Annotated in this window: 22 protein-coding genes and 1 pseudogene; 13 read left to right on the top strand and 10 right to left on the bottom strand. The window is 68.6% G+C overall.

The window, feature by feature from the left end:
- The 7 genes and pseudogenes from QH196_RS04285 to QH196_RS04255 form a co-directional block, all read right to left on the bottom strand.
- Positions 1-721, bottom strand: a 721-nt coding sequence (locus tag QH196_RS04285) for a histidine kinase dimerization/phosphoacceptor domain-containing protein (protein WP_280414427.1), incomplete at its 3' end; no start/stop codon positions are given.
- A 230-nt stretch (positions 722-951) separates the two neighbouring features.
- Positions 952-1413 carry a hypothetical protein gene (locus tag QH196_RS04280; RefSeq protein WP_280414426.1) on the bottom strand — a complete coding sequence of 154 codons (462 nt, stop codon included), beginning with the start codon at positions 1411-1413 and terminating at the stop codon, positions 952-954.
- Positions 1410-1922: a DUF1772 domain-containing protein gene (locus tag QH196_RS04275; RefSeq protein WP_280414425.1), complete on the bottom strand. Its 513-nt coding sequence runs from the start codon at positions 1920-1922 to the stop codon at positions 1410-1412. Before QH196_RS04275 ends, QH196_RS04280 begins: the two co-directional genes overlap by 4 nt.
- Before the next feature lie 117 nt (positions 1923-2039).
- The gene (gene aroB / locus QH196_RS04270) at positions 2040-3158 is read right to left on the bottom strand and encodes a 3-dehydroquinate synthase (RefSeq protein WP_280414424.1); all 1119 of its coding nucleotides are present in this window, start codon (positions 3156-3158) and stop codon (positions 2040-2042) included.
- A gap of 407 nt (positions 3159-3565) precedes the next feature.
- A pseudogene (locus QH196_RS04265) lies at positions 3566-4084 on the bottom strand (shikimate kinase); the annotation flags it as partial.
- Entirely contained in the window at positions 4084-5301 is a 1218-nt protein-coding gene (aroC, locus tag QH196_RS04260) for a chorismate synthase (RefSeq protein ID WP_280414428.1), read from the bottom strand. The pseudogene QH196_RS04265 and the gene aroC, both read right to left, overlap by 1 nt.
- Before the next feature lie 96 nt (positions 5302-5397).
- On the bottom strand, positions 5398-5961 hold the full coding sequence (locus tag QH196_RS04255) for an A24 family peptidase (protein WP_280414423.1): 564 nt from the start codon (positions 5959-5961) through the stop codon (positions 5398-5400).
- Positions 5962-6072: 111 nt separating this feature from the next.
- Here QH196_RS04255 and QH196_RS04250 point away from each other — a divergent pair, with 111 nt between their 5' ends.
- The 5 genes from QH196_RS04250 to QH196_RS04230 all read left to right on the top strand — a co-directional run bounded on the left by QH196_RS04250 (position 6073) and on the right by QH196_RS04230 (position 9185).
- Positions 6073-7209 (top strand): M24 family metallopeptidase, encoded by a 1137-nt coding sequence (locus QH196_RS04250; protein ID WP_280414422.1) that lies wholly within the window; start codon positions 6073-6075, stop codon positions 7207-7209.
- A gap of 36 nt (positions 7210-7245) precedes the next feature.
- On the top strand, positions 7246-7809 hold the full coding sequence (gene efp, locus QH196_RS04245) for an elongation factor P (RefSeq protein WP_280414421.1): 564 nt from the start codon (positions 7246-7248) through the stop codon (positions 7807-7809).
- Between the two features lie 2 nt (positions 7810-7811).
- Positions 7812-8321, top strand: coding sequence for a transcription antitermination factor NusB (nusB, locus tag QH196_RS04240; protein WP_280414420.1), 510 nt, complete (start codon positions 7812-7814; stop codon positions 8319-8321).
- 1 nt (position 8322) lies between these two features.
- The gene (locus QH196_RS04235) at positions 8323-8580 is read left to right on the top strand and encodes a YciI family protein (RefSeq protein ID WP_280414419.1); all 258 of its coding nucleotides are present in this window, start codon (positions 8323-8325) and stop codon (positions 8578-8580) included.
- Between the two features lie 74 nt (positions 8581-8654).
- A complete protein-coding gene (locus QH196_RS04230) occupies positions 8655-9185 on the top strand; it encodes a DUF4334 domain-containing protein (RefSeq protein ID WP_280414418.1) in 531 nt (176 codons plus the stop codon).
- Between the two features lie 52 nt (positions 9186-9237).
- Here QH196_RS04230 and QH196_RS04225 read toward each other — a convergent pair whose 3' ends face one another.
- A complete protein-coding gene (locus tag QH196_RS04225) occupies positions 9238-10209 on the bottom strand; it encodes a quinone oxidoreductase family protein (protein ID WP_280414417.1) in 972 nt (323 codons plus the stop codon).
- Positions 10210-10292: 83 nt separating this feature from the next.
- On the opposite strand from QH196_RS04225, the gene QH196_RS04220 reads away from it, so the two are divergent.
- Positions 10293-10862, top strand: a complete 570-nt coding sequence (locus tag QH196_RS04220) for a TetR/AcrR family transcriptional regulator (RefSeq protein WP_280414416.1) — start codon at positions 10293-10295, stop codon at positions 10860-10862.
- Between the two features lie 76 nt (positions 10863-10938).
- Here the strand turns inward: QH196_RS04220 and QH196_RS04215 are convergent, their stop codons facing one another.
- Complete coding sequence (locus QH196_RS04215) at positions 10939-11565, bottom strand: alpha-ketoglutarate-dependent dioxygenase AlkB (protein ID WP_280414415.1); 627 nt, start codon at positions 11563-11565, stop codon at positions 10939-10941.
- 384 nt (positions 11566-11949) lie between these two features.
- Positions 11950-12534, bottom strand: coding sequence for a TetR/AcrR family transcriptional regulator (locus QH196_RS04210; protein WP_280414414.1), 585 nt, complete (start codon positions 12532-12534; stop codon positions 11950-11952).
- 154 nt (positions 12535-12688) lie between these two features.
- On the opposite strand from QH196_RS04210, the gene QH196_RS04205 reads away from it, so the two are divergent.
- The 7 genes from QH196_RS04205 (at position 12689) to carB (ending at position 21666) form a co-directional block, all read left to right on the top strand.
- On the top strand, positions 12689-13531 hold the full coding sequence (locus QH196_RS04205) for an SAM-dependent methyltransferase (protein ID WP_280414413.1): 843 nt from the start codon (positions 12689-12691) through the stop codon (positions 13529-13531).
- 178 nt (positions 13532-13709) lie between these two features.
- A complete protein-coding gene (pyrR, locus tag QH196_RS04200; RefSeq protein ID WP_280414412.1) occupies positions 13710-14354 on the top strand; it encodes a bifunctional pyr operon transcriptional regulator/uracil phosphoribosyltransferase PyrR in 645 nt (214 codons plus the stop codon).
- On the top strand, positions 14351-15307 hold the full coding sequence (locus QH196_RS04195; RefSeq protein ID WP_280414411.1) for an aspartate carbamoyltransferase catalytic subunit: 957 nt from the start codon (positions 14351-14353) through the stop codon (positions 15305-15307). Before pyrR ends, QH196_RS04195 begins: the two co-directional genes overlap by 4 nt.
- 71 nt (positions 15308-15378) lie before the next feature.
- Positions 15379-16698: a dihydroorotase gene (locus QH196_RS04190; RefSeq protein WP_280414410.1), complete on the top strand. Its 1320-nt coding sequence runs from the start codon at positions 15379-15381 to the stop codon at positions 16696-16698.
- Positions 16698-17192, top strand: a complete 495-nt coding sequence (locus QH196_RS04185) for a transporter (RefSeq protein WP_280414409.1) — start codon at positions 16698-16700, stop codon at positions 17190-17192. Before QH196_RS04190 ends, QH196_RS04185 begins: the two co-directional genes overlap by 1 nt.
- Positions 17189-18310 (top strand): glutamine-hydrolyzing carbamoyl-phosphate synthase small subunit, encoded by a 1122-nt coding sequence (carA, locus tag QH196_RS04180; RefSeq protein WP_280414408.1) that lies wholly within the window; start codon positions 17189-17191, stop codon positions 18308-18310. Before QH196_RS04185 ends, carA begins: the two co-directional genes overlap by 4 nt.
- Positions 18310-21666, top strand: coding sequence for a carbamoyl-phosphate synthase large subunit (carB, locus tag QH196_RS04175; RefSeq protein WP_280414407.1), 3357 nt, complete (start codon positions 18310-18312; stop codon positions 21664-21666). Before carA ends, carB begins: the two co-directional genes overlap by 1 nt.
- Positions 21667-21900 lie beyond the last annotated feature (234 nt).

Genomic DNA, 21900 nt, shown 5'->3' with positions numbered 1-21900 from the left:
TCCGGGGGGGCGGTGCGCGTCGCGCCCTTGTCCCCGCTGCGTCCCCGGCGGCCCCCTCGTGCGGGCCCCCCGCGCGGGGCGCGGGCCCCCCCGCCGCCGCCAGCGAGTTCTCGGCGGTCGCGGGGTCCTCATGCAGCGCTTCCCGGGCTACGTCGGTGTGCAGGCCGATCACCGACACAGTATGCGCGAGCAGGTCGTGCAGGTCGCGAGCGATCCGCAGCCGCTCCTGCGCGATCCGCCTGCGCGCTTCTTGCTCTCGCTCCGTGGCGGCAGCAGCGGCCTGTTTGGCCAGTTCGGCACGCCAGCCGCGGCGTGACCGGATGCTGTCGCCGAGCGCGATGACCGCCGCCATCAGCGCGGCCGAGGCCGGTAACTCGAAGCCGAGGACGAAGCCGGGATCGTCACCATGGAGGAGACGAACGGTCGTGGAGACGAAGAGCAGGGCGATCGCGGTGCCTGCCGCCCAGTACAACCGTCCACACTCGGCCGCGGAGAACAGCGCGGCAGCGAGTGGAAGGGCCAGCCCGATCGGCGGGTAGCCGAGCATGTAGTAGCCCACCAGTGCAATCGCGGAGACCACCAGAACGGCCACCGGCCGGCGTCGCCGCGCAAGGATCAGGGCGCTGAACAGCACACCGAACAGGTACGCCGGCACGGGTACCGCCCCGGGGCCGCCGACGTCGGCGGTGATCGCTGCGCCGACCGCGACCAGCACAGCCATCGCCAGAACGATATCGACCAGCCTCGCGGATCGGTCGTCGGGAAGCCCCTGCCCTGCGAGCGGCGTGGGCTGGGCGGCCGATGACGATGAGCGCGCCCGCACAGCGTCCCGAACGGCGGCGGTCCGCGATATGGCAGCTTCCGGATCACCGGCTCGGTTCACCGAGATCTCCTTCCGGGGGACGGCTCGGTCCGCGCAGGCATCGAGGCGTCGCGGACGCAGTGTCCGGCTCACCGCCGGGCGCTATCCGCATTCCGGTCGGTGCGTCCGGCGATCCGGGCGAGCACCCAGGCCGCTGTTCCGGTGACCGTTCCGAGAAGCGCACCCGTGACAATGCTGCTGCCCACCGACGCCAGCCGCAAGATGACCTGCTCCGCCGTGGGGGAGAAACGCCCGGCGAGGTTTCCGCCGAGCTCCGGCGGGTTACCGTCGAACGCTTCCAGCCACAACAGTTGGTGGGTGATCGCCAGCAGAATGCCGTAGACGACACCGACTATTACCAGGCCAGGCATGGGAGGAACTCGCCGCCACAACACCCAGCCGACCCATATGGCGAGCGGAACAAAGACCAATACCGAGTTCGCGACCGGCCCCGCGAGGCCGAGATCGTGTGCCACCACCCGCGGAACACCGAGGCTTGCGAGCGCAACGACGGTCCAGGGATGCATACCGATGACAGGCCGGCGCATCATGCCGGCACCTGCCGTCGCACGTGCTCCCGGTAGGCCCGCAGGAAACCGATCACTGCCAGGGTCGCTGTGAGGCCGCTGATTGCCAGGCGGAACCAGTGCGCGGTTTCGAACTCGGTGGCTGTCTGCCGGAGGAAATCCACGCTGTGTACCGCAGCGCCTTCGTCGAACATGATCTCGTTGCGCGGCCAGAAATACAGTACCGAGAACAAGTACTCGCCACCGAGGAGGGCGAGCAGCGCGGCGCCCAGCCATCCCCGGGCGACGGGCACCCGCCAGGCTGTACCGACAGCCACCAGCGCCGCGAGGACGGTCAGTGCGCCCAGCGGCGGCAGAACATCCCCGGGCCCGACCACGTCGAAGAATTCGCTCGCCTCGGCGAGCGAACCGGGTACGTCGTGGAACACATTCGGGTAGACGATCAGCGTCTCCACCCCGATCCCGCCGAACGCGAGCACAGCCAGGCCCGCAAACAGCGCGGGCCCGACCGTCGAATAAGCAATCTTTCGCATACCGGCGACGCTAGGCGTGGATATCTCGACTCGACATCGACCTGTGCGCGCGAATCGGTTACGTATTTCTACGTACCGTGCCGGTCGCGGGATGGGGGCAGCACACCCGCAGGCTTGTCAGAGCAGGACGGCGCTGCCACCACTGGAGCCGGCCCCGGCGACCGCCGAATATGCCGCGGCGAGCAGCGCGGGATCCGGGCCTTCCAGGCGGCCCGGCTTGGCCAGGCCGTCCAGTACGACGAACCGCAGCACCCCCGAGCGGGTCTTCTTATCGGTCTGCATACCTTCCAGGAGCTGCGGCAGGGCGTCGGGATCGTAAGTGGTGGGCAGGCCCACGCTTTCCAGAATGCTGCGATGCCGGTCGGCGGTGGCATCGTCGAGCCGACCGGCCAACCGGCCCAATTCGGCGGCGAAAACCAGGCCCACCGCGACTGCCGCGCCGTGGCGCCAGCGGTAGCGTTCCCGGCGCTCGATGGCATGGCCGAGAGTGTGTCCGTAGTTGAGGATTTCCCGCAGCGCCGATTCCTTGAGATCGGCGGCCACAACATCGGCCTTGACCGCGACGGCGCGCCGGATCAGTTCCGGTAGCACCTCGCCGGTCGGGTCGAGCGCGGCTTCCGGATCGCGTTCGATCAGCTCCAGGATCACCGGATCGGCGATGAAACCGGCCTTGATGATCTCGGCCATCCCGGCGACGATCTCATTGCGCGGCACCGTTTCCAGGGTCACCAGGTCGACCATGACGGCCGACGGTTCATGGAAGCAGCCCACCAGGTTCTTCCCGGCCTCGGTGTTGATACCGGTTTTACCGCCCACCGCCGCGTCCACCATCGCCAGCAGGGTGGTGGGCACATGCACGATTTTCACCCCGCGCATCCAGGTGGCCGCGACGAAACCGGCGAGATCGGTGGCCGCTCCGCCACCGAGACTGATCACCACATCGCTGCGGGTCAGGCCGATCCGGCCCAGCACCTCCCAGCAGAACCCGGCGACGGCGAGTTCTTTACCCGCCTCCGCGTCGGGGATCTCGACCCGATGCGCGTCGAGCCCGGCCTCGGCCAGCGTCGTGCGCACCACCTCGGCGGTTTCGACCAGTGACGGCTGATGGAAGAGGGCGACGGTGCGCACCCCGCCGGAGCCGGTCACGGCCTCGACGAGATCACCGAGCAAACCGCGGCCGATGATCACCGGATAGGGCTGGGCGGTGCGGACCTCGATACGCGTCGGTTCTGTCACCTGGGCTGCTCCGTTCCTGTCTTTTGCTGTTCGGCCTGGGTCTGCTCGGCCTGTTCACGTTGTTGCCGGCGGGCCCGCGCGCGCCTGGCCCGTGCGCGCCGGGAGCGGCCGGGGGTGCGCGGACCGGTATCGGTGGCTTCGGTGCGGCCCGCCGGTGCGCCGGGCGTGCCCGAACCTTTACCTTCGGCCGGTGCCGCCCGCTTCGTCTCGTTCTTCGCGCCGGTATCCGCGGTACCCGCCGCAGGGGGGTTCGCGGGGGGCGCTCCGGTTGTCTTCTGCTGTGCGGCGGCGGCCCGCCGGGCTCGTGCGCGGGCGCGGCGCCGTGCCCGCGAGCGGCTCGAACGTTGTGGGGTCGCGTCGGCGGGGAGCCCGGTTTCCGTTGTTTCCGGGTGAACCGGCTCGAGGCCGAGTTTCCCCAGGATCGCGCGGACGACCCGGCCCGGGCTGCGTCCGTCGGTGCGCACCCGTACCGAGGCGACCTCGCGGTAGAGCGGTCGCCGGATGCGCATGAGTTCCCGGTATTTCGTACCCGGATCGGCACCGCCGAGCAGCGGCCGGGTGTTCGTCGCGCCGGTGCGGCGCAGGCCCTCGGCGATACTGATCTCCAGATATACCACCGTGCATTCGCGCAGCAGGGCTCGGGTTTTCTCGGACAGCACCGCACCACCGCCGAGGGAGACGACACCCCGTTCGGTGCGCAGCGCCCGGCCCACCACCTCTTCCTCGAGGCGCCGGAACCCGGGTTCGCCGTCGGCGGCGAAGATCTCGGGAATGCCGCGCCCGGCAGCCTCCTCGATACCGGCATCGGTGTCGTAGAGTTCGACATCCAATTCGCGGGCCAGTTTGCGGCCGATCGTCGTCTTACCCGCGCCCGGCGGCCCGATCAGCACCACCCGCGGGCCGTGCGGATCGGTGTGCGCGGACATTACGCCGGGTCGGCGACGTGTTCGCCCGGGTTCAGATGCGGGCGAGCGCTGATCCGCTTCACGTAGCCGTCGAGGTTGCTCACCGTTTCGGCGATCGAATCGCCGCCGAACTTTTCCAGCACTGCCTGGGCCACCACCAGCGCGACCATGGATTCGGCCACGACCCCGGCCGCCGGCACCGCGCAGACATCGGAGCGCTGGTGGATCGCCGAAGCTTCCGCGCCGGTGGCCATATCGACGGTCGACAGGGCCCGCGGCACGGTGGAGATCGGTTTCATCGCCGCCCGGACCCGCAGCGCCTCCCCGTTGGTCATCCCGCCCTCGAGACCGCCCGCGCGGTTGGTCGAGCGCAGCACACCGTCGGGCCCCGGCCGCATCTCGTCGTGGGCCTGGCTGCCCCGGCGGCGGGCCGTCTCGAAACCGTCGCCGACCTCGACACCCTTGATGGCCTGAATTCCCATGAGCGCGGCCGCGAGCCGCGAATCCAGCCGGTTCTCCCCGCTGGTGAACGAGCCCAGGCCGATCGGCAGCCCGTCGACGACCACCTCGACGACACCGCCCAGGGTATCGCCGTCCTTCTTCGCCGCCTCGATCTCGGCGATCATGGCCGCCTCCGCCGCGGTATCGGCGGCCCGTACCGGGCTTTCGTCGATTGCCGCCAGATCGGCCGCAGTGGGCACCACTCCGGTGGTGTTCGCCGCGGTGCCGATGGCGACCACATGCGAAATCACTTCGACCCCGAGCGCTTGGCGCAGGAATGCCCGCGCCACCGTGCCGGCCGCGACCCGGGCCGCGGTTTCCCGGGCGCTGGCCCGTTCCAGTACCGGACGGGCGTCCTCGAAACCGTATTTCAGCATTCCCGAATAGTCGGCGTGGCCTGGGCGCGGCCGGGTCAGCGGGGCGTTGCGGGCGAGATCGGCGAGTTCGGCCTCGTCCACCGGATCGGCCGACATCACCGTGGTCCATTTGGGCCATTCCGAATTGGCGATCTCGATCGCGACCGGACCGCCCATGGTGCGCCCGTGCCGGACGCCGCCGATCACGGTGACCTTGTCGGCCTCGAACTTCATCCGGGCGCCGCGACCGTAACCGAGCCGGCGGCGCGCCAGCTGAGCGGAGATCTCCGTCGAGGTCACCTCGACTCCGGCGACCATTCCTTCCAGAAGGGCGACGAGGGCGGGTCCGTGGGATTCTCCGGCAGTTATCCAGCGCAGCACGCCGACCATCTTCCCATGTCGGCGCCGCGCCCGGGGCAGGCGGTCGGCGGTGCTGATCAGGCCTGCCGCGCGCACCGGTATCGGGTTGCCGGGTGATCACCACAGGGCCAGCCCCAGAAGTGTCGCGGCGCACATGGAGGGTCCGTGCGGGACGACGGCGATCGGGCCGCCGGGGGAGCGCGCACGTGCCGGGCACTGTGGAGGGCCGGATCTGCGGGTGTTCCCGAACGCCGGTGCCGTGATGCGCTGCCCGAGCAGGAGACCGAGCGCGGCCGCGGCAGTGAACAGCGGCGCTGCGAGGGCCGACCACAGCCAGGTCTGCGCACCACCGAGAGCGGCAGCGGCGCCGAGTCCCACCGCAAGTTTCACATCACCGGCCCCCAGCGCCGCGGGCCGGAACAGATGCACCATCAGGTAAGGGAGTGCCAACAGTGCCGCGCCCCGGAGCGCGGCGCCCAATTGTCCGGCCCATGCCGCGTACGCCAGCACGCCGAGTGCTCCCGTCACGGTGAGCGGATTCGGCAGGCGCCGGCTTCGGATATCGCAGCCGGCGAGTAACCCGCACCAGCCGGCCAGCAGGAGGTAGAAGAGTGCCGTCACACCGTCCACGATTCCGCGGATTCCGGCCCGATCGGCGGCTCCCCGGTGATCTGTGGACAACCACGGGTGTTTGCCGTGCACTGTGAATACCGTGCATTCCGGATCCGGTCCGCCGAGCTCGGTCCGGCCGGGGCCTGTGTCGCGTGTGCGGGTCGGCGGTACTTTTGTCCCATGTCTGCTGATTCCGGCCGCGGCCCCCAGAAACGGCCCGATTACGCCGCGCGGCGGGGGCTGCTGCGCAACCTGCTGGTCGAGAACGAAATCGACGGCCTGCTGGTCACCGATCTGGTGAACATCCGCTACCTGACCGGCTTCACCGGTTCCAACGCCGCACTGCTGGTGCATTCCTGGGATGCGGCGGGGGTGGAGGACCGCACCGTGATCGCCACCGATGGTCGCTACGACACCCAGGTGGCCGAGCAGGTTCCCGACCTGCGGGCGGAGATCGCCCGCGCGGCGACCCGCCGGGTCGCGGAATTGGCCGGGGAATGGCAGTTCGGGCGGCTCGGCTACGAAAGCCATATCGTCACCGTCGACCAGCATCGTGGTCTCGCCGAGCTCGGTACCGGGCTCGATTTCGTCGCCACCCCCGGGCTGGTCGAGCAGCTGCGCATGGTCAAGGACGAATACGAGGTGGACCGGTTGCGCGCGGCCTGCACGGTCGGCGACCAGGCGCTGGCCGCACTACTGGAGACCGGGAAACTCCGGCCGGGGCGCACCGAACGTCAGGTCGCCCGCGATCTCGAATGGGCCATGTTCGAACGCGGGGCCGCCGGAATCGCCTTCGAAACGATTGTCGCCGCCGGATCGAATTCCGCGATTCCGCATCATCGGCCCACCGACGCCGTGCTGGCCGCCGGTGATTTCGTGAAGATCGATTTCGGTGCCGTCGTGGGCGGCTACCACTCCGATATGACCCGGACCTTCGTGCTCGGCGAGCCCGCGGACTGGCAACGCGAGGTCTACGATCTGGTCTACGCCGCGCAGCGCGCCGGCCGGGAAGCGTTACGCCCCGGTATCCCGTGCGCCGATGTGGACGCCGCCGCCCGGGAGGTGATCGCCGCCGCCGGACACGGTTCGTTGTTCGTCCACGGTTTGGGGCACGGGGTGGGACTGCGTATCCACGAAGCGCCCGGCATCGCGAAAACGGGCACGGGTACACTGCTGTCTGGCGTGGCGGTGACCGTCGAACCAGGTGTGTACTTTCCCGGCCGCGGCGGGGTCCGGATCGAGGACACGCTCGTGGTGCGCGAAGGGGGCCCCGAACTGCTCACCAACACCAGCAAAGACCTGACCGTCGTCGGATGACGCCGGTCGCCCGAGAACCGAGGAGACCCGAACACAGTGGCGGACACCAGCGACTTCAAGAACGGCCTCGTGCTGAAGATCGACGGTAATCTCCAGCAGATCGTCGAATTCCAGCACGTCAAGCCGGGCAAAGGTCCTGCCTTCGTACGGACCAAACTGAAGAACGTGCTGTCCGGCAAGATCGTCGACAAAACCTTCAACGCCGGTGTGAAGGTGGAAACCGCCACCGTCGACCGCCGGGATATGACCTACCTCTACCACGACGGTTCGGATTACGTCTTCATGGACGGTGAGACCTTCGACCAGCTCCCCATCGCCGAGCCGACCATCGGCGAGCAGGCCCGTTTCCTGCTGGAGAACATGACGGTGCAGGTCGCCATGCACGAGGGCGCCCCGCTGTACGTGGAGCTGCCGGTCACCGCGGAGCTCGAGGTCACCCATACCGATATCGGCCTGCAGGGCGATCGCTCCACCGGTGGCACCAAACCGGCCACCGTGGAGACCGGCGCCGAGGTCCAGGTCCCGCTGTTCATCAACACCGGTGACAAACTCCGTATCGACACCCGCGACGGTAGCTACCTGGGCCGAGTCAACTCCTGACCGTGGCCGACCAGTCCGCGGACAAGAAATCCGCCTACAAGAAACTCGGCGCCCGCCACAAGGCCCGGCGCCGCGCGGTGGACCTGCTGTTCGAGGCCGAGGCCCGCGATATCGACCCGTCCGATCTGGCCGATGAGCGGATCGAGCTCGCGGCCCGGGATCAGGCGGTGGCTCCGGTGCACGCCTACACCCGGACCCTGGTCGACGGTATCGCCGAGGACCTCGACCGGGTCGACGGCACCATCGAGTCGTATCTGCAGGACTGGACACTGTCCCGGCTGCCCGCGGTGGACCGCGCGATTCTGCGTGTGGCCGTCTGGGAACTGCTGTACGCCACCGACGTCCCGCCGATCGTCGCGGTGGACGAGGCGGTGGAACTGGCCAAGGAGTTGTCGACCGACGATTCCCCCGGTTTCGTCAACGGGGTACTGGGCCAGGTGGTGCTGGTGGCGCCGCAGATTCGTGCCGCCGCCTCCGCCACCCGGGCAGCCGAACCGGAAGCCGACGACTGACGTGCGGAAGTATCTGGTTCTGGCGATCCGGACCCGCGCGTACGACCCGGCTGTCGGCGAACCTCACCGGCAGTTCCTGGTCGACCTCCGTGCCCGGGGCATGTTGCAGGAAAGCGGGCCGTTCACCGATAGCACCGGAGGTGCCTACATCGTGCTCGCGGAATCACGTCCGGCGGCCGAGGCAGTGGTGTTCACTGATCCACTGCATACCACCGGCGCAGCCGAGCTGACCGTGTACGAGTGGGAGATCACGGGCTGACCGCCCCGACGGTCGGGCATGAGAGAACGATAGGCTATTTCTCGCAACGTCCCTGATATCGAGGAGTGCGGACGATGACCGAGAACGGCACCATCCTGTCGGCCGGTGGTTGCACCGTGGCGCAGGCCTGGGAGATCTTCGACAGCCTGTCCGCGGCTCCGGTAGCCGAGGTGACTACCGGCCGGTGGCGCGGCGGCGAATTGCCCACCGGGCATCCGATGGACGGTACTCTCACCGAATCCGGTTGGTACGGTAAGCAGTTCGACGCCGCAGACGAGGTGCACCCGTTGCTGTTCACCGATGAGCGCGGCACCGTGTTCGCGGTGGATCCGCGCCGGGTTCCGTTATCGCTGGCCGGAAAGATTCCGGCGCACTGGCTGCGGCCCGTGCGGAACAGATTGCGCGCCTTCGCTCCGTTGTTGCGTACCCGGAAGCCGACGGCGCGGCTGCGCGATATCGAGTACCGGGGTGTGGTGAGCGCTGCCATGGTCTACGACCATCTGCCCATCATCGACCATTTCCGGCGGGTCGATGACAACACATTGCTCGGCGTGATGGATATGCGCGGGATGGCCGAACCCTATTTCTTCGTCCTGCGGCGCTGACTGCGCCCGTTCGGTCATAGAGTTGGTCGTAGGCCGAGGCGTTGTCACACGATCAAGCGGTCGCGCCCGGCCGCAGGATGACCTTGCCCAGCGGCCGCCGCGATTCCACCAGTTCGTGTCCGCGGGCGGCCGCCTCGAGTGGCAATACGGTCTCTACCGGTCGGGCCAGTGAGGGTATCCGCGCGAGGATATCGGCTCGGGCGCGGTCGGCCCGCTGCTGCCAGGCGGGGCCCGCGCAGGCGGTGAGGGTGAGCCCGCCCGGGATCAGGTCGGCAGCCGATACCTGGGCGGGTGTGCCGGAGAGCCAGCCGTAGCTGAGCATCCGGCCGGATCCCGGGGTCATGGCGCCCAGGAGGTCCGTCGCAGCGGTGCCGCCGATGGAATCGAAGACGACGTCGATGGTGCCCGGCGCGCTCGCGGTGAGCGTATCGGTCCACCGTTCCGTCCGGTGGTCGATGACCTGGTCGGCTCCCAGTGCGCGGGCGTGCTCGGTCTTGGCGGAGCCGCCCGCGGTGGCGATGACCTGCGCCGCGCCGAATTCCTTGGCCAGCTGAACCAGGTAGCTGCCCACCCCGGTGGCGCCGGCTTCCACGACGACCGTCTCGGTGCCGGTCAGATTCGCTGTTTCCAGCAGGGCCAGCGCGATCGAACCGCTCATCATCGTGGCCGCCGCGTCGTCGGCCGCCACATCGTCCGGAACGAGCGTGGTGTTCCCGGCGGGTGCGCAGACGAATTCGGCATAAGCTCCCGACCCGGCGGTTGCGGCGACAACGCGCCGGCCGACGAGGTCGCGGTCGACGCCGGCGCCCACATCGACGATCTCCCCGGCGACCTGGTAGCCGAACACCACCGGCGGGGGCGTAACCATGGGGAAGACTCCGGAGCGCAGCAGGGTCTCGGGGAAGAGGATCGGGATCGCCGCGGCGCGGATGAGTACCTCTCCGGGGTCCGGCTGTGGCGTAGGAACCTCGCGCGGTACCAGGACTTCCGGCCCGCCGCTACCTGTCATTACGATTGCCTGCATCGGAAACTCCATAACTTGACTGTCGGTCCATTTATTCAGTCAAGATATGGACCGGCGGTCAACTTGTCAACGAAGGTGGTGCCATGCCCCCAGTGAGGGAACGCGCGGACGCGGCCCGCAACCGGCGCGCCATTCTCGACGCCACCGTCGCGCTGCTCGCCGAACACGGTGCCGAAGGGGTCACCATGGATCGGGTCGCGGCGGCTGCCGGGGTGGGCAAGGGCACGATCTTCCATCGCTTCGGCAATCGAGCCGGGCTACTGCACGAGCTGGTGGCCGAGAGCGCGTTCACGCTGCGAGCGCGGGTGGTCGACGGCCCGCCGCCGCTGGGGCCCGGAGCTCCGGCGGGCGATCGGCTGCGCGCATTCCTCGATGCCATGGCCGGGTTGGTGATCGGCAATCTGGAACTCATGACGATCTTGCGGGCCGAGCCTCCGCATCCGCGTACCGAGGAATTGCACCGGTTCTGGCACGAGCACCTCACGGCTCTGCTCACAGAAGCGCGGCCGGATGTGGATGCCGAGATCGTCGGCCGGCTGTTGCTGGATTCGCTGGCCGGTGCGACCGTGCCGGAACTGGCCCGATGCGGACAGGCCGACCGGCTGCTCCGGTCGGTCCGGGAACTCGTGGATTCGGTGCTGCGATCTCCCTGACATTCCGGACGTCAGGGAAACCCGTTGCCGAGCCATGGTGTTCGTGCTCAGCCCTATCGAGGTAGAGGTAGCGGGCTCACCGGACGCCACGTGGGCGGAACTGGATGCTGATCCGCGGCCCGGTCGCCCGCCGCGATTTCGGTACCGCATGTTCCCAGGTGCGCTGGCATGAACCACCCATGACGAAAAGGTCGCCGTGCCCGGGCTGGAACCGCAGGCCGGCGCCGCCTGTGCGGGGTCGGAGTAGTAGCGGCCGCGGCGCCCCGAGCGTCAGGATGGCGACCATGGTGTCCTGTACGGCGCCGCGGCCGAGGGTGTCGCCGTGCCAGGCCACGCTGTCGCGGCCGTCGCGGTAGAAGCACAGTCCGGCGGTCCGAAACGGCTCGCCGAGTTCGGCGCGGTAATGCTCGCTCAATGCCTCCCGCGCCTGGGTGAGAACGGGATCGGGTAAGGGCGCGGATTCGCCGTAGAAGCAGAGCAGTCTCGGTACATCGACGACGCGGTCGTACATCGGCCGTTGCTCCCCGCGCCACGGCACCGCGGTGGCGAGGCGGTCGAAGAGTTCGTCGGCACCGCGCAGCCAGCCGGGCCGCAGGTCGACCCATGCACCGTCGGACAGGTGTGTCCGGCGGATATTCGTGAGCGGTTCGAGCTCGATCGCACCGAAGCCGTTGAGCAGCGATCCCTGGAAAGGTGCCGGCATGGTGTCAGTATATCCAGTATGCGAACGTATGTTCGACTGGGGTCGGCTGGTGCCGGCCGGGTGTTCGCCACGCGGCGATATCGCCGTGCCGATGGTCGGATCACCTGACCGAACTGCGTGACGCCGCGACGCCCGCGGCCTACGCGATCGAGCTCGTGAATGGCGCGACCGGTCGCGATGGGTTTCGAGTAGCGCGCAGATCCTGCGCCCGGTGGGAGCTATGCCTCCCGATGGCGCCGCAGTTCTGCGCAGACGGCCGTTGGTGCCCGCGCTGAGGTGGCAGCGTGGATGGGTGAGCAGGTGCAGCTTGCGGGAGGGCAGAACCGGGCCGTCCGGAACCGCCGGCCTGTATTCGTCGCGGCGGCGCGATATGTGGGTGTCGAATCAGTTTCTGTGCAGAATGTCCTGGGCGACAGCGACTGCCGCGTGGAAACACTCGTCGTCGGACAGGGGAAGATCGCCCATCATCGCCGTACTCCAGCTGATCGCCAGCAGCGCCTGCCGGGCGTGGAAGACGTCCAGGGGTGCGCGCTCGGGTTCGGTCATGAGATCGGCGATCACGCGGAATTGGTAGCGCAGGCTGACGCCGAAGCCCAATTCGCGGAAAGCGGGCTGGTTTTCGTGCATGAACCGCACCATGTCGCGGCCGGTGCTGTGCAGCAGGGCTCCGTAGCGGTCGAGGATTTCGGTGGTGCGGGCGGGGCCGGGTGCAGTGGCCTCGGCCCATTCGATCAGCTCGTCGATACCGCGCCGGACATCGTCGGAGAGGCTGGCGACGATATCTTCCTTCGTCCGGAAGTGGTAGTACAGCGCGGCTTTGGTGACGCCGAGATGTTCGGCGATCTGACGCAACGAGGTCTTCTCGTAGCCCTGTTCGGAGAACAGTTCCATCGCCACCGCACGGATGCGGTCGCGGGTATCGCTGCGCCGGCCGGCCAACGGTATCTCCTCGGGTTCGACGGTCTGCACGGGTTTTCGACGGTCTGCCGCAGGGAGCCTAATGGGCCCACGGTGGCGAAGCCCATCGGCCGACCGATTGGAACGGCCGGAACTCGGGCGGCCGACCGGGGAGCGTGGTTTACTTGCCGGGCGACAAGTAAGTTACTGTGAGGAGGGTTACCCGATGACCGGAACTTCCACGCCCATCCCGACCGCCGGCGTCGCGATGACTGCCCTCGGGGTTGCGCTCATCCGGGTCAGTGAGACCGCGCGGCAAGATCGTCTCTATGCGGACCCGCTGGCCGAGGTTTTCCTCAACGCTGCCCGGCCGGGATTCGATGCCGAACGCTGGGCGCGCCTGGAGAAATTGGCCGAGCAGTTCTATGAAGGCCGCACGCTCGCGGTCAAGGCCGTCGACGATCACGTCCAGGCGGTGGCCCGGTCGGACTGTCCGCAGATCGTCCTGCTCGGCGCGGGCCTGGACACCCGGGCCTTCCGCCTCGACCTCCCGCCCGAAACTCACTTCTTCGAGGTGGACCTCCCCGAACTGTTCGACTTCAAGGAGCCGGTCCTGGCGGCCCACCGGGCGCACCCGGTCTGCATCCGTCACACGGTCGCCGCGGATCTGCGTGGCGACTGGGAGCGGGTCCTGCTCGAACAGGGTTTCCGCGCCGATCTGCCGACCGCCTGGGTCGACGAGGGGGTGCTCGGCTACGTCCCGCGCGCTGCGGCTTATGCGATGGCGGAGACGGTGACGCGGCTCTCGGCGCCGGGTAGCAGGTTCGGAATCGGACGGTTCCAGGTCGACACGGCCGCGCCGCAGTACCGCGCTCTGCGCGAACTGGTCCAGGAGGCACCGGGAGAGCCCCCGGTGAATGGGCTGGGTCCCGACGGCGAATCGTGGTTCGCCGAGAACGGGTGGTCGACCACTTTCCGTGCCTGGGACGATCTCGTCGCACCCTACAGGCGGCCCGGTGTCCTGGGTGGCGATCCGGCGGTCGGACATGTTGTGGCAGTCCGCGAATGAGTACTCCGCGATATGAGTAACCGTGCTCACAACGGCCGGCCCTTCGGTGGTGAGTGGGCGCGCTCACAACCGGTTCAGTGCCCTCACCTGGTGAAAAGTGCCGTCCACGGGCTGATAGGCTGCTCGGCGTAAGACATCCTTTAACGGACCGTCCGGTGAGGCGGGGAAGGAGGTCGGTATGGCTGTGCCCGAAGAACGGGCCGCCACGTCCGGCGCTGCCGAGGCGGCGCCACCCGTTGCGCGGCATACGCCGGAATGGGTGGCGGCGGGACGGGAACTGTTGTCCCCCTCCGATGTCGGCCGGACCGTCGCGCGGATCGCGCATCAGATCATCGAACGCACCGCCCTCGATTCCGGCGAGCCCGGAACCCCGCGCGTGGTGCTCATCGGTATCCCGACCCGCGGGACGACTCTCGCCGCTCGGCTCACCGACAAGATCGAGGAATTCTCGGGTGTACGCCCGGCCCTCGGTTCCCTCGATATCACGCTCTACCGCGACGACCTGCGCACCAAACCGCATCGCCCGCTGGAGCGGACCTCGGTGCCGGAGGGCGGGATCGAGGACGCGCTGGTGGTCCTGATCGACGATGTGCTCTTCTCCGGCCGCACCGTGCGGTCCGCGCTCGACGCGCTCCGCGATCTGGGCCGGCCGCGCGCCGTTCAGCTCGCCGTTCTCGTCGACCGGGGGCATCGCGAACTGCCGATCCGCGCCGATTTCGTCGGTAAGAACGTGCCCACCGCACGTACCGAGGACGTATCGGTGCTGCTGAGCGAACACGACGGCCGCGACGGCGTTTTCCTGCACCAGGGGGAGGGACAGTGAGACATCTGCTGACGGTGACCGACCTGGACCGCGCGGCCGCCGACGCCATGCTCGACGAGGCGGAACGTTTCGAACAGGCGCTGCTGGGCCGCGAAGTACACAAACTGCCCACCCTGCGCGGCCGCACGGTGATGACGGTGTTCTTCGAGAACTCGACCCGGACCCGTGTCTCGTTCGAGGTCGCCGGGAAATGGATGAGCGCCGATGTGATCAATGTCAGCGCGAGTAGTTCCTCGGTCGCCAAGGGGGAATCGCTGCGCGATACCGCGCTCACGCTGCATGCCGCCGGGGCCGACGCGCTGATCGTGCGACATCCCGCCTCCGGTGCGGCGCATCAGATCGCGCACTGGTTCGAGGACTGGTCGCGGCGCTCGGGCAGCGCGGTTCCGGCGGTGATCAACGCCGGTGACGGTATGCACGAACATCCCACCCAGGCCCTGCTCGACGCACTGACTTTGCGGCAGCGGCTCGGCGATATCGCCGGGCGGCGCGTGGTGATCGTCGGCGATATCCTGCACAGCCGGGTCGCGCGGTCCAATGCCTTCCTGCTGTCCACGCTGGGCGCGGAAGTGGTACTGGTGGCGCCGCGGACGCTGCTGCCGGTGGGGGTCGAGGACTGGCCGGTGCGGGTCTCGGTGGATCTGGATTCCGAACTGCCCGGCGCCGATGCGGTGCTCATGCTGCGGGTCCAGGCGGAACGGATGAACGGCGGATTCTTCCCGTCGGCGCGGGAGTACGCGGTGCGCTACGGACTGTCCGAACGGCGGGTCGCGCTGCTCGACGAGCATGCCGTGGTGCTGCATCCCGGGCCGATGCTGCGCGGTATGGAGATCGCGTCCTCGGTGGCGGATTCACCGCGTGCCGCCGTATTGCAACAGGTGACGAATGGAGTCCATATGCGTATGGCGGTGCTGTTCCGCCTGCTGGTCGGTGTACAGGAGGCCGCGGCGTGAGCGGGTCGGGCCCGGAGGCGGCAGCGCACCGTAACCACGGAGGGGCCCCGCACACGCCCGATGGACACAGCGTGAGTGACAGCGTTCTGATCACCGGGGTACGGCTCTACGGTGCGGGCGACCCCGTCGATGTGCTGATCGTCGGCGGGGTGATCCAGGAGATCGGGACCGGCCTGCACGCGGACGACGCCGAGATCGTCGCCGGCGAGGGCCGGATACTGCTGCCCGGGTTCGTGGATCTGCATACGCATCTGCGCGAACCGGGCCGGGAAGACACCGAGACCATCGAATCCGGCTCGGCCGCCGCGGCGCTCGGCGGGTACACCGCGGTGTTCGCGATGGCCAACACCTCACCGGTCGCCGATTCCCACGTGATCACCGACCATGTGTGGCGGCGCGGCCAGGAGGTCGGGCTCGTCGATGTGTACCCGGTGGGCGCGGTCACGGTCGGGCTCGCGGGCGAGCAGCTCGCCGAAATGGGCACGATGGCCGCCGGTGCCGGCGCGGTCCGGATGTTCTCCGACGACGGGCACTGCGTCCACGACCCGCTGATCATGCGGCGGGCCCTCGAATACGCGCGTTCGCTGGATGTGCTGATCGCCCAGCATGCCGAGGAACCGCGGCTGACCCGCGGTGCGGTCGCGCACGAGGGACCGACGGCGGCGCGGCTGGGTCTGGCCGGTTGGCCGCGGGCCGCGGAGGAATCCATCGTGGCCCGGGACGCACTACTGGCCCGGGACGCCGGTGCCCGCGTGCATATCTGCCATGCGTCGACCGCGGGCACGGTCGAGCTGCTGAAATGGGCCAAGGACCAGGGGATCGCGGTCACCGCCGAGGTGACGCCGCATCATCTGCTGCTCACCGACGCCCGGCTGGAAACCTATGACGCGGTGAACAAGGTGAACCCGCCGCTGCGCGAAGGCTCCGATACCGAGGCTCTGCGGCAGGCGCTGGCCGCCGGGATCGTCGACTGTGTCGCCACCGATCACGCACCTCATGCCGAACAGGACAAATGCTGCGAGTTCGCGGCGGCCCGGCCCGGCATGCTCGGGTTGCAGACCGCGTTGTCGATCGTGGTGGAGACCATGGTGCGGCCCGGACTGCTGGATTGGCGCGGGGTGGCGCGCGTGATGAGCGAACGGCCCGCCGAAATCGTCGGACTCGACGACCAGGGGCGGCCGATCGAGGTGGGCGAACCGGCCAATCTCGTACTGGTCGATCCGGACGCGACCTGGACGGTCGAGGGCGAACACCTCGCCAGTATCGCGAGCAATACGCCCTATCAGTCGATGACGCTGCCCGGCCGGGTCGTCGGCACACTGCTGCGCGGCCGGTTCACCGCCCGCGACGGTGTCGCCACCGCGCCGGGTGTACCGGTGGGAGGCCGCTGATGGAACGGGCACTGTGGGTCATCCTCTGCGTTGTACTGTGGGTGCTGGCCGTTTTCCTGATGTACCGGGGCTGGCGCAACCGGGCCGCCCGGCAGCAGGACCGGATCGGTGAGCTGCCGCCGGTGCCTGCCGAAACCGGGCCGCAGGTTCTGGAACGCACCACCGGTCTCTACCTCGGCAGCACCATGGCGCCGAGCTGGCAGGACCGCATAGCGGTCGGCGATCTGGGCTACCGCGCCACCGCGGGACTGACCCGCTACGAGCACGGGATCCTGCTGGAACGTGAGGGCGCCACCACGATCTGGATACCGGAGGAATCCATCACCGCCATCCGGACCGAACGCGGGCACGCAGGCAAGGTGATGACCGAAGGCGGTGTCCTGGTGATCCGCTGGACCCTGCCGACCGGAACCGAAATCGATACCGGGTTCCGGGGCGACGACAAATCGGTGTATCCGGCCTGGGCGCGGGCAACGACGGGAGATGACGAATGACGAGTACGACAGCAGCCGCGGCCCTGGTCCTCGAGGACGGGCGGATCTTCCGCGGCACCGCCTACGGCGCGGTCGGGCAGACCCTCGGTGAAGCGGTGTTCTGCACCGCCATGACCGGCTATCAGGAAACCCTCACCGATCCCAGCTACCACCGGCAGATCGTGGTGGCCACGGCCCCGCAGATCGGGAATACCGGCTGGAACGACGAGGACGACGAATCGCAACAGATCTGGGTCGCGGGCTACGCCGTACGCGACCCCGCTCGCCGGCATTCCAACTGGCGCGCCACCGGCACCCTGCCGGGGCAGCTGGAACAGCAGAACATCGTCGGTATCGCCGGGATCGACACCCGCGCGGTGGTGCGGCATCTGCGCAGCCGCGGGTCGATGAAGGCCGGGATCTTCTCCGGTGCCGCGCTGGCCGAGCCCGCGGAACTGCTCGCCCGGGTCACCGGGCAGCCGTCGATGCTCGGCGCCGACCTGGCCGGTGAGGTCAGTACCGACGAGATCTACACCGTCGAGCCCGAGGGAGAGGCCCGGTTCACGGTGGTCGCGGTGGACCTCGGCATCAAATCCAACACTCCGCGCATGTTCGCCCAGCGCGGGATGCGGGTGCATGTGGTGCCGTCGGCGACGAGCCTGGACAAAATCCTGGAACTGAAACCGGACGGGGCGTTCCTGTCCAACGGCCCCGGCGACCCGGCCACCGCCGATACCGCCGTCGCGCTCACCCAGGGGATCCTGGACAAGGGGCTGCCGCTGTTCGGTATCTGCTTCGGCAACCAGATCCTGGGCCGCGCGCTCGGCCGCGGCACCTACAAGATGAAGTTCGGGCACCGGGGGATCAATATCCCGGTCGTCGAGCACGAGACCGGCCGCGTCTCGATCACCGCGCAGAACCACGGGTTCGCGCTGGACGGTGAGCGCGGCGAACAGTTCGACACCCCGTTCGGCAAGGCCGAGGTCAGTCACGTCTGCGCCAACGACGGCACGGTGGAAGGGGTGCGGCTGGTGGACGGTCGCGCCTTCTCCGTGCAATACCACCCGGAAGCGGCCGCCGGTCCCCATGACGCCGCGTACTTGTTCGACCGGTTCGCCGGTCTGATGAAGGGAGCCTGATGCCTCGCCGTACCGATCTCGAACATATTCTGGTCATCGGATCGGGCCCGATCGTCATCGGCCAGGCGTGCGAGTTCGACTACTCGGGCACCCAGGCCTGCCGGGTCCTGCGTTCGGAGGGCCTGCGGGTTTCGCTGGTGAACTCCAATCCGGCGACCATCATGACCGATCCGGAGTTCGCCGATTCGACCTATGTCGAGCCGATCACCGCGGAGTTCGTCGAAAAGGTCATCGAGAAGGAGCGTCCCGACGCCCTGCTGGCCACCCTCGGCGGACAGACCGCACTGAACACCGCGGTCGCACTGCACGAGCGCGGCGTGCTGGAAAAGTACGGGGTCGAACTGATCGGCGCCGATTTCGATGCCATCCAGCGCGGTGAGGACCGGCAGAAGTTCAAGGACATCGTGGCGAGCGTCGGCGGCGAAAGCGCGCGCTCCCGGGTCTGCTACACCATGGACGAGGTCCGCGATACCGTCGCCGATCTGGGCTTCCCGGTGGTCGTGCGGCCGTCGTTCACCATGGGTGGGCTCGGTTCCGGGATGGCCTACAACGACGAGGATCTCGACCGGATCGCCGGCGGCGGCCTGGCCGCCTCGCCCACCGCGAACGTTCTCATCGAGGAATCCATCCTGGGCTGGAAGGAATACGAGCTCGAGCTGATGCGCGACGGCCGCGACAATGTCGTGATCGTCTGCTCCATCGAGAACGTGGACCCGATGGGCGTGCACACCGGCGATTCGATGACGGTGGCCCCCGCGCTGACCCTCACCGACCGCGAATACCAGAAGATGCGCGATCTCGGTATCGCCATCCTGCGCGAGGTCGGGGTGGATACCGGTGGCTGCAATATCCAGTTCGCGGTGAATCCCGCCGACGGCCGGCTCATCGTCATCGAGATGAACCCCCGCGTCTCGCGGTCCTCGGCGCTGGCGTCCAAGGCCACCGGCTTCCCGATCGCGAAGATCGCGGCGAAACTCGCCATCGGCTACACGCTGGACGAGATCGTCAACGACATCACCGGGGAAACCCCGGCCAGCTTCGAACCCACCCTCGACTATGTGGTGGTCAAGGCGCCGCGGTTCGCGTTCGAGAAGTTCCCGGGTGCCGACCCGACGCTCACCACCACCATGAAATCGGTGGGTGAGGCGATGTCGCTGGGCCGCAACTTCGCCGAGGCGCTCGGTAAAGTGCTGCGCTCGCTGGAAACCAAGGCGACCGGTTTCTGGACCGCCGAGGACGGGAAGTGGGCGCCGGCGTCCACGGATCAGGCGGATATCGACGCCGCGATCGAGGCGATCCTGTCGGATCTGCGGACCCCCACCGAGGGCCGTATCTACCAGGTGGAGCGGGCCCTGCGGTTCGGGGCGAGTATCGAAGCGGTCGCCGAGGCCTCCGGTATCGACCCGTGGTTCGTCGCCGAGATCGCCGGGCTGGTGGACCTGCGCCGCGAACTGCTCGACACCGCGGTGCTCGACGAAGCGCTGCTGCGCCGGGCCAAATACCACGGCCTGTCCGACCGGCAGATCGCCGCGCTGCGACCGGAACTGGCCGGCGAGGGCGGTGTCCGCGCGCTGCGGCACCGGCTCGGGGTGCGTCCGGTGTTCAAAACCGTGGACACCTGCGCCGCCGAATTCGAGGCCAAGACGCCGTACCACTACTCGGCCTACGAACTCGACCCGGCTGCCGAATCCGAGGTCGCCCCGCAGCCCGATCGGGAGAAGGTGATCATCCTCGGTTCCGGTCCGAACCGGATCGGGCAGGGGATCGAATTCGACTACTCCTGTGTGCACGCCGCGCAGACGCTGTCGGCCGCCGGCTACGAGACGGTGATGGTCAACTGCAACCCGGAGACCGTCTCCACCGACTACGACACCGCCGACCGGCTCTACTTCGAACCGCTGACGTTCGAAGACGTGCTCGAGGTGTACCACGCGGAAACCGAATCGGGCACGGTCGCGGGTGTGATCGTCCAGCTCGGCGGGCAGACACCGCTGGGGCTGGCGCAGCGGCTCACCACCGCGGGAGTGCCGGTGGTCGGCACCAGCGCCGCCGCCATCGACCTCGCCGAGGACCGCGGGGAATTCGGTGACGTCCTGGTCGCGGCGGGCCTGCCGGCTCCGAAGTACGGCACCGCCACCACCTTCGAGCACGCCCGCAAGATCGCCGCCGATATCGGCTATCCGGTGCTGGTGCGGCCGTCGTATGTGCTCGGCGGACGCGGTATGGAGATCGTCTACGACGAGGATTCCCTCGAAGGCTATATCTCCCGCGCCACCGAACTCAGCCCGGAACATCCGGTGCTGGTGGACCGCTTCCTCGAAGACGCCATCGAGATCGACGTCGACGCGCTCTGCGACGGCGACGAAGTATTCCTCGGCGGGGTCATGGAACATATCGAAGAAGCCGGTATCCATTCCGGTGACTCCGCGTGCGCGCTCCCGCCGATCACCCTGGGCCGCAGCGATATCGAAGCGGTACGCCGCTCCACCAGTGCGCTGGCCAAGGGGATCGGCGTCAAGGGCCTGTTGAACGTGCAGTACGCGCTCAAGGACGATGTCCTCTACGTGCTCGAGGCCAACCCGCGCGCCAGCCGCACCGTTCCGTTCGTCTCCAAGGCCACCGCGGTACCGCTGGCCAAGGCGGCGGCCCGGATCATGCTGGGTGCCACCATCGCCGAACTGCGCGCCGAGGGCATGCTGCCCGAAGGCGACGGCGGGCACGTTCCGCTGGACGCGCCGGTCGCGGTGAAAGAGGCGGTGCTGCAGTTCCATCGGTTCCGTGGCCCGGACGGCAGCCAGGTCGATTCGCTGCTGTCGCCGGAGATGAAATCCACCGGCGAGGTGATGGGTATCGACACCGATTTCGGGACGGCGTTCGCCAAGAGCCAGACCGCGGCCTACGGTTCGCTGCCGACCGAGGGCACCGTTTTCGTCTCGATCGCCAACCGTGACAAACGCGCCATGGTGTTCCCGGTGAAACGGCTGCACGACCTCGGCTTCCGGATCCTGGCAACCACGGGGACCGCGGAAATGCTGCGGCGCAACGGAATCCCCTGCGAAGAGGTGCGCAAGCACTCCGATCCGGTGCCCGCGGCCGGTAACGACCAGGTGCCCGCGGCCTCCATCGTGGAACAGATCCGCGACGGCGAAGTCGATATGGTCATCAATACGCCCTACGGCAATTCCGGGCCGCGCGTGGACGGTTACGAGATCCGCAGTGCCGCGGTGGGTGTGAGCATCCCCTGCATCACCACCGTGCAGGGCGCCGCGGCGGCGGTCCAGGGGATCGAGGCGAGTATCGCCGGCGGTCTCGGCGTGCGCTCCCTGCAGGAACTGCATTCGGCGTTGCGTGGCTGAGGACGCGGGGATGACAACCACCTTCGGGGGGGGGGGGGGGGGGGGGGGGGGGGGGGGGCGGCGGCGGGGCGCCGCGGGGGGGCGGCGCGCCCGCGCGCCCCCGCGGGGCGGCCCCCGCCCCCGGCCCGCGGGCGTGGCCCCCGGGGCCCCCCCCCCACGACCCGCTCGATATCGGCCATGATGGCGGTGATGTCGTCGACGCGGCGTCCGATCAGGATCGGGGCCATATAGCGT

Source organism: Nocardia carnea (genome assembly GCF_029868325.1).
Classification (GTDB): domain Bacteria; phylum Actinomycetota; class Actinomycetes; order Mycobacteriales; family Mycobacteriaceae; genus Nocardia; species Nocardia carnea_C.
This window is presented reverse-complemented; position numbering and strand designations above follow the sequence as displayed.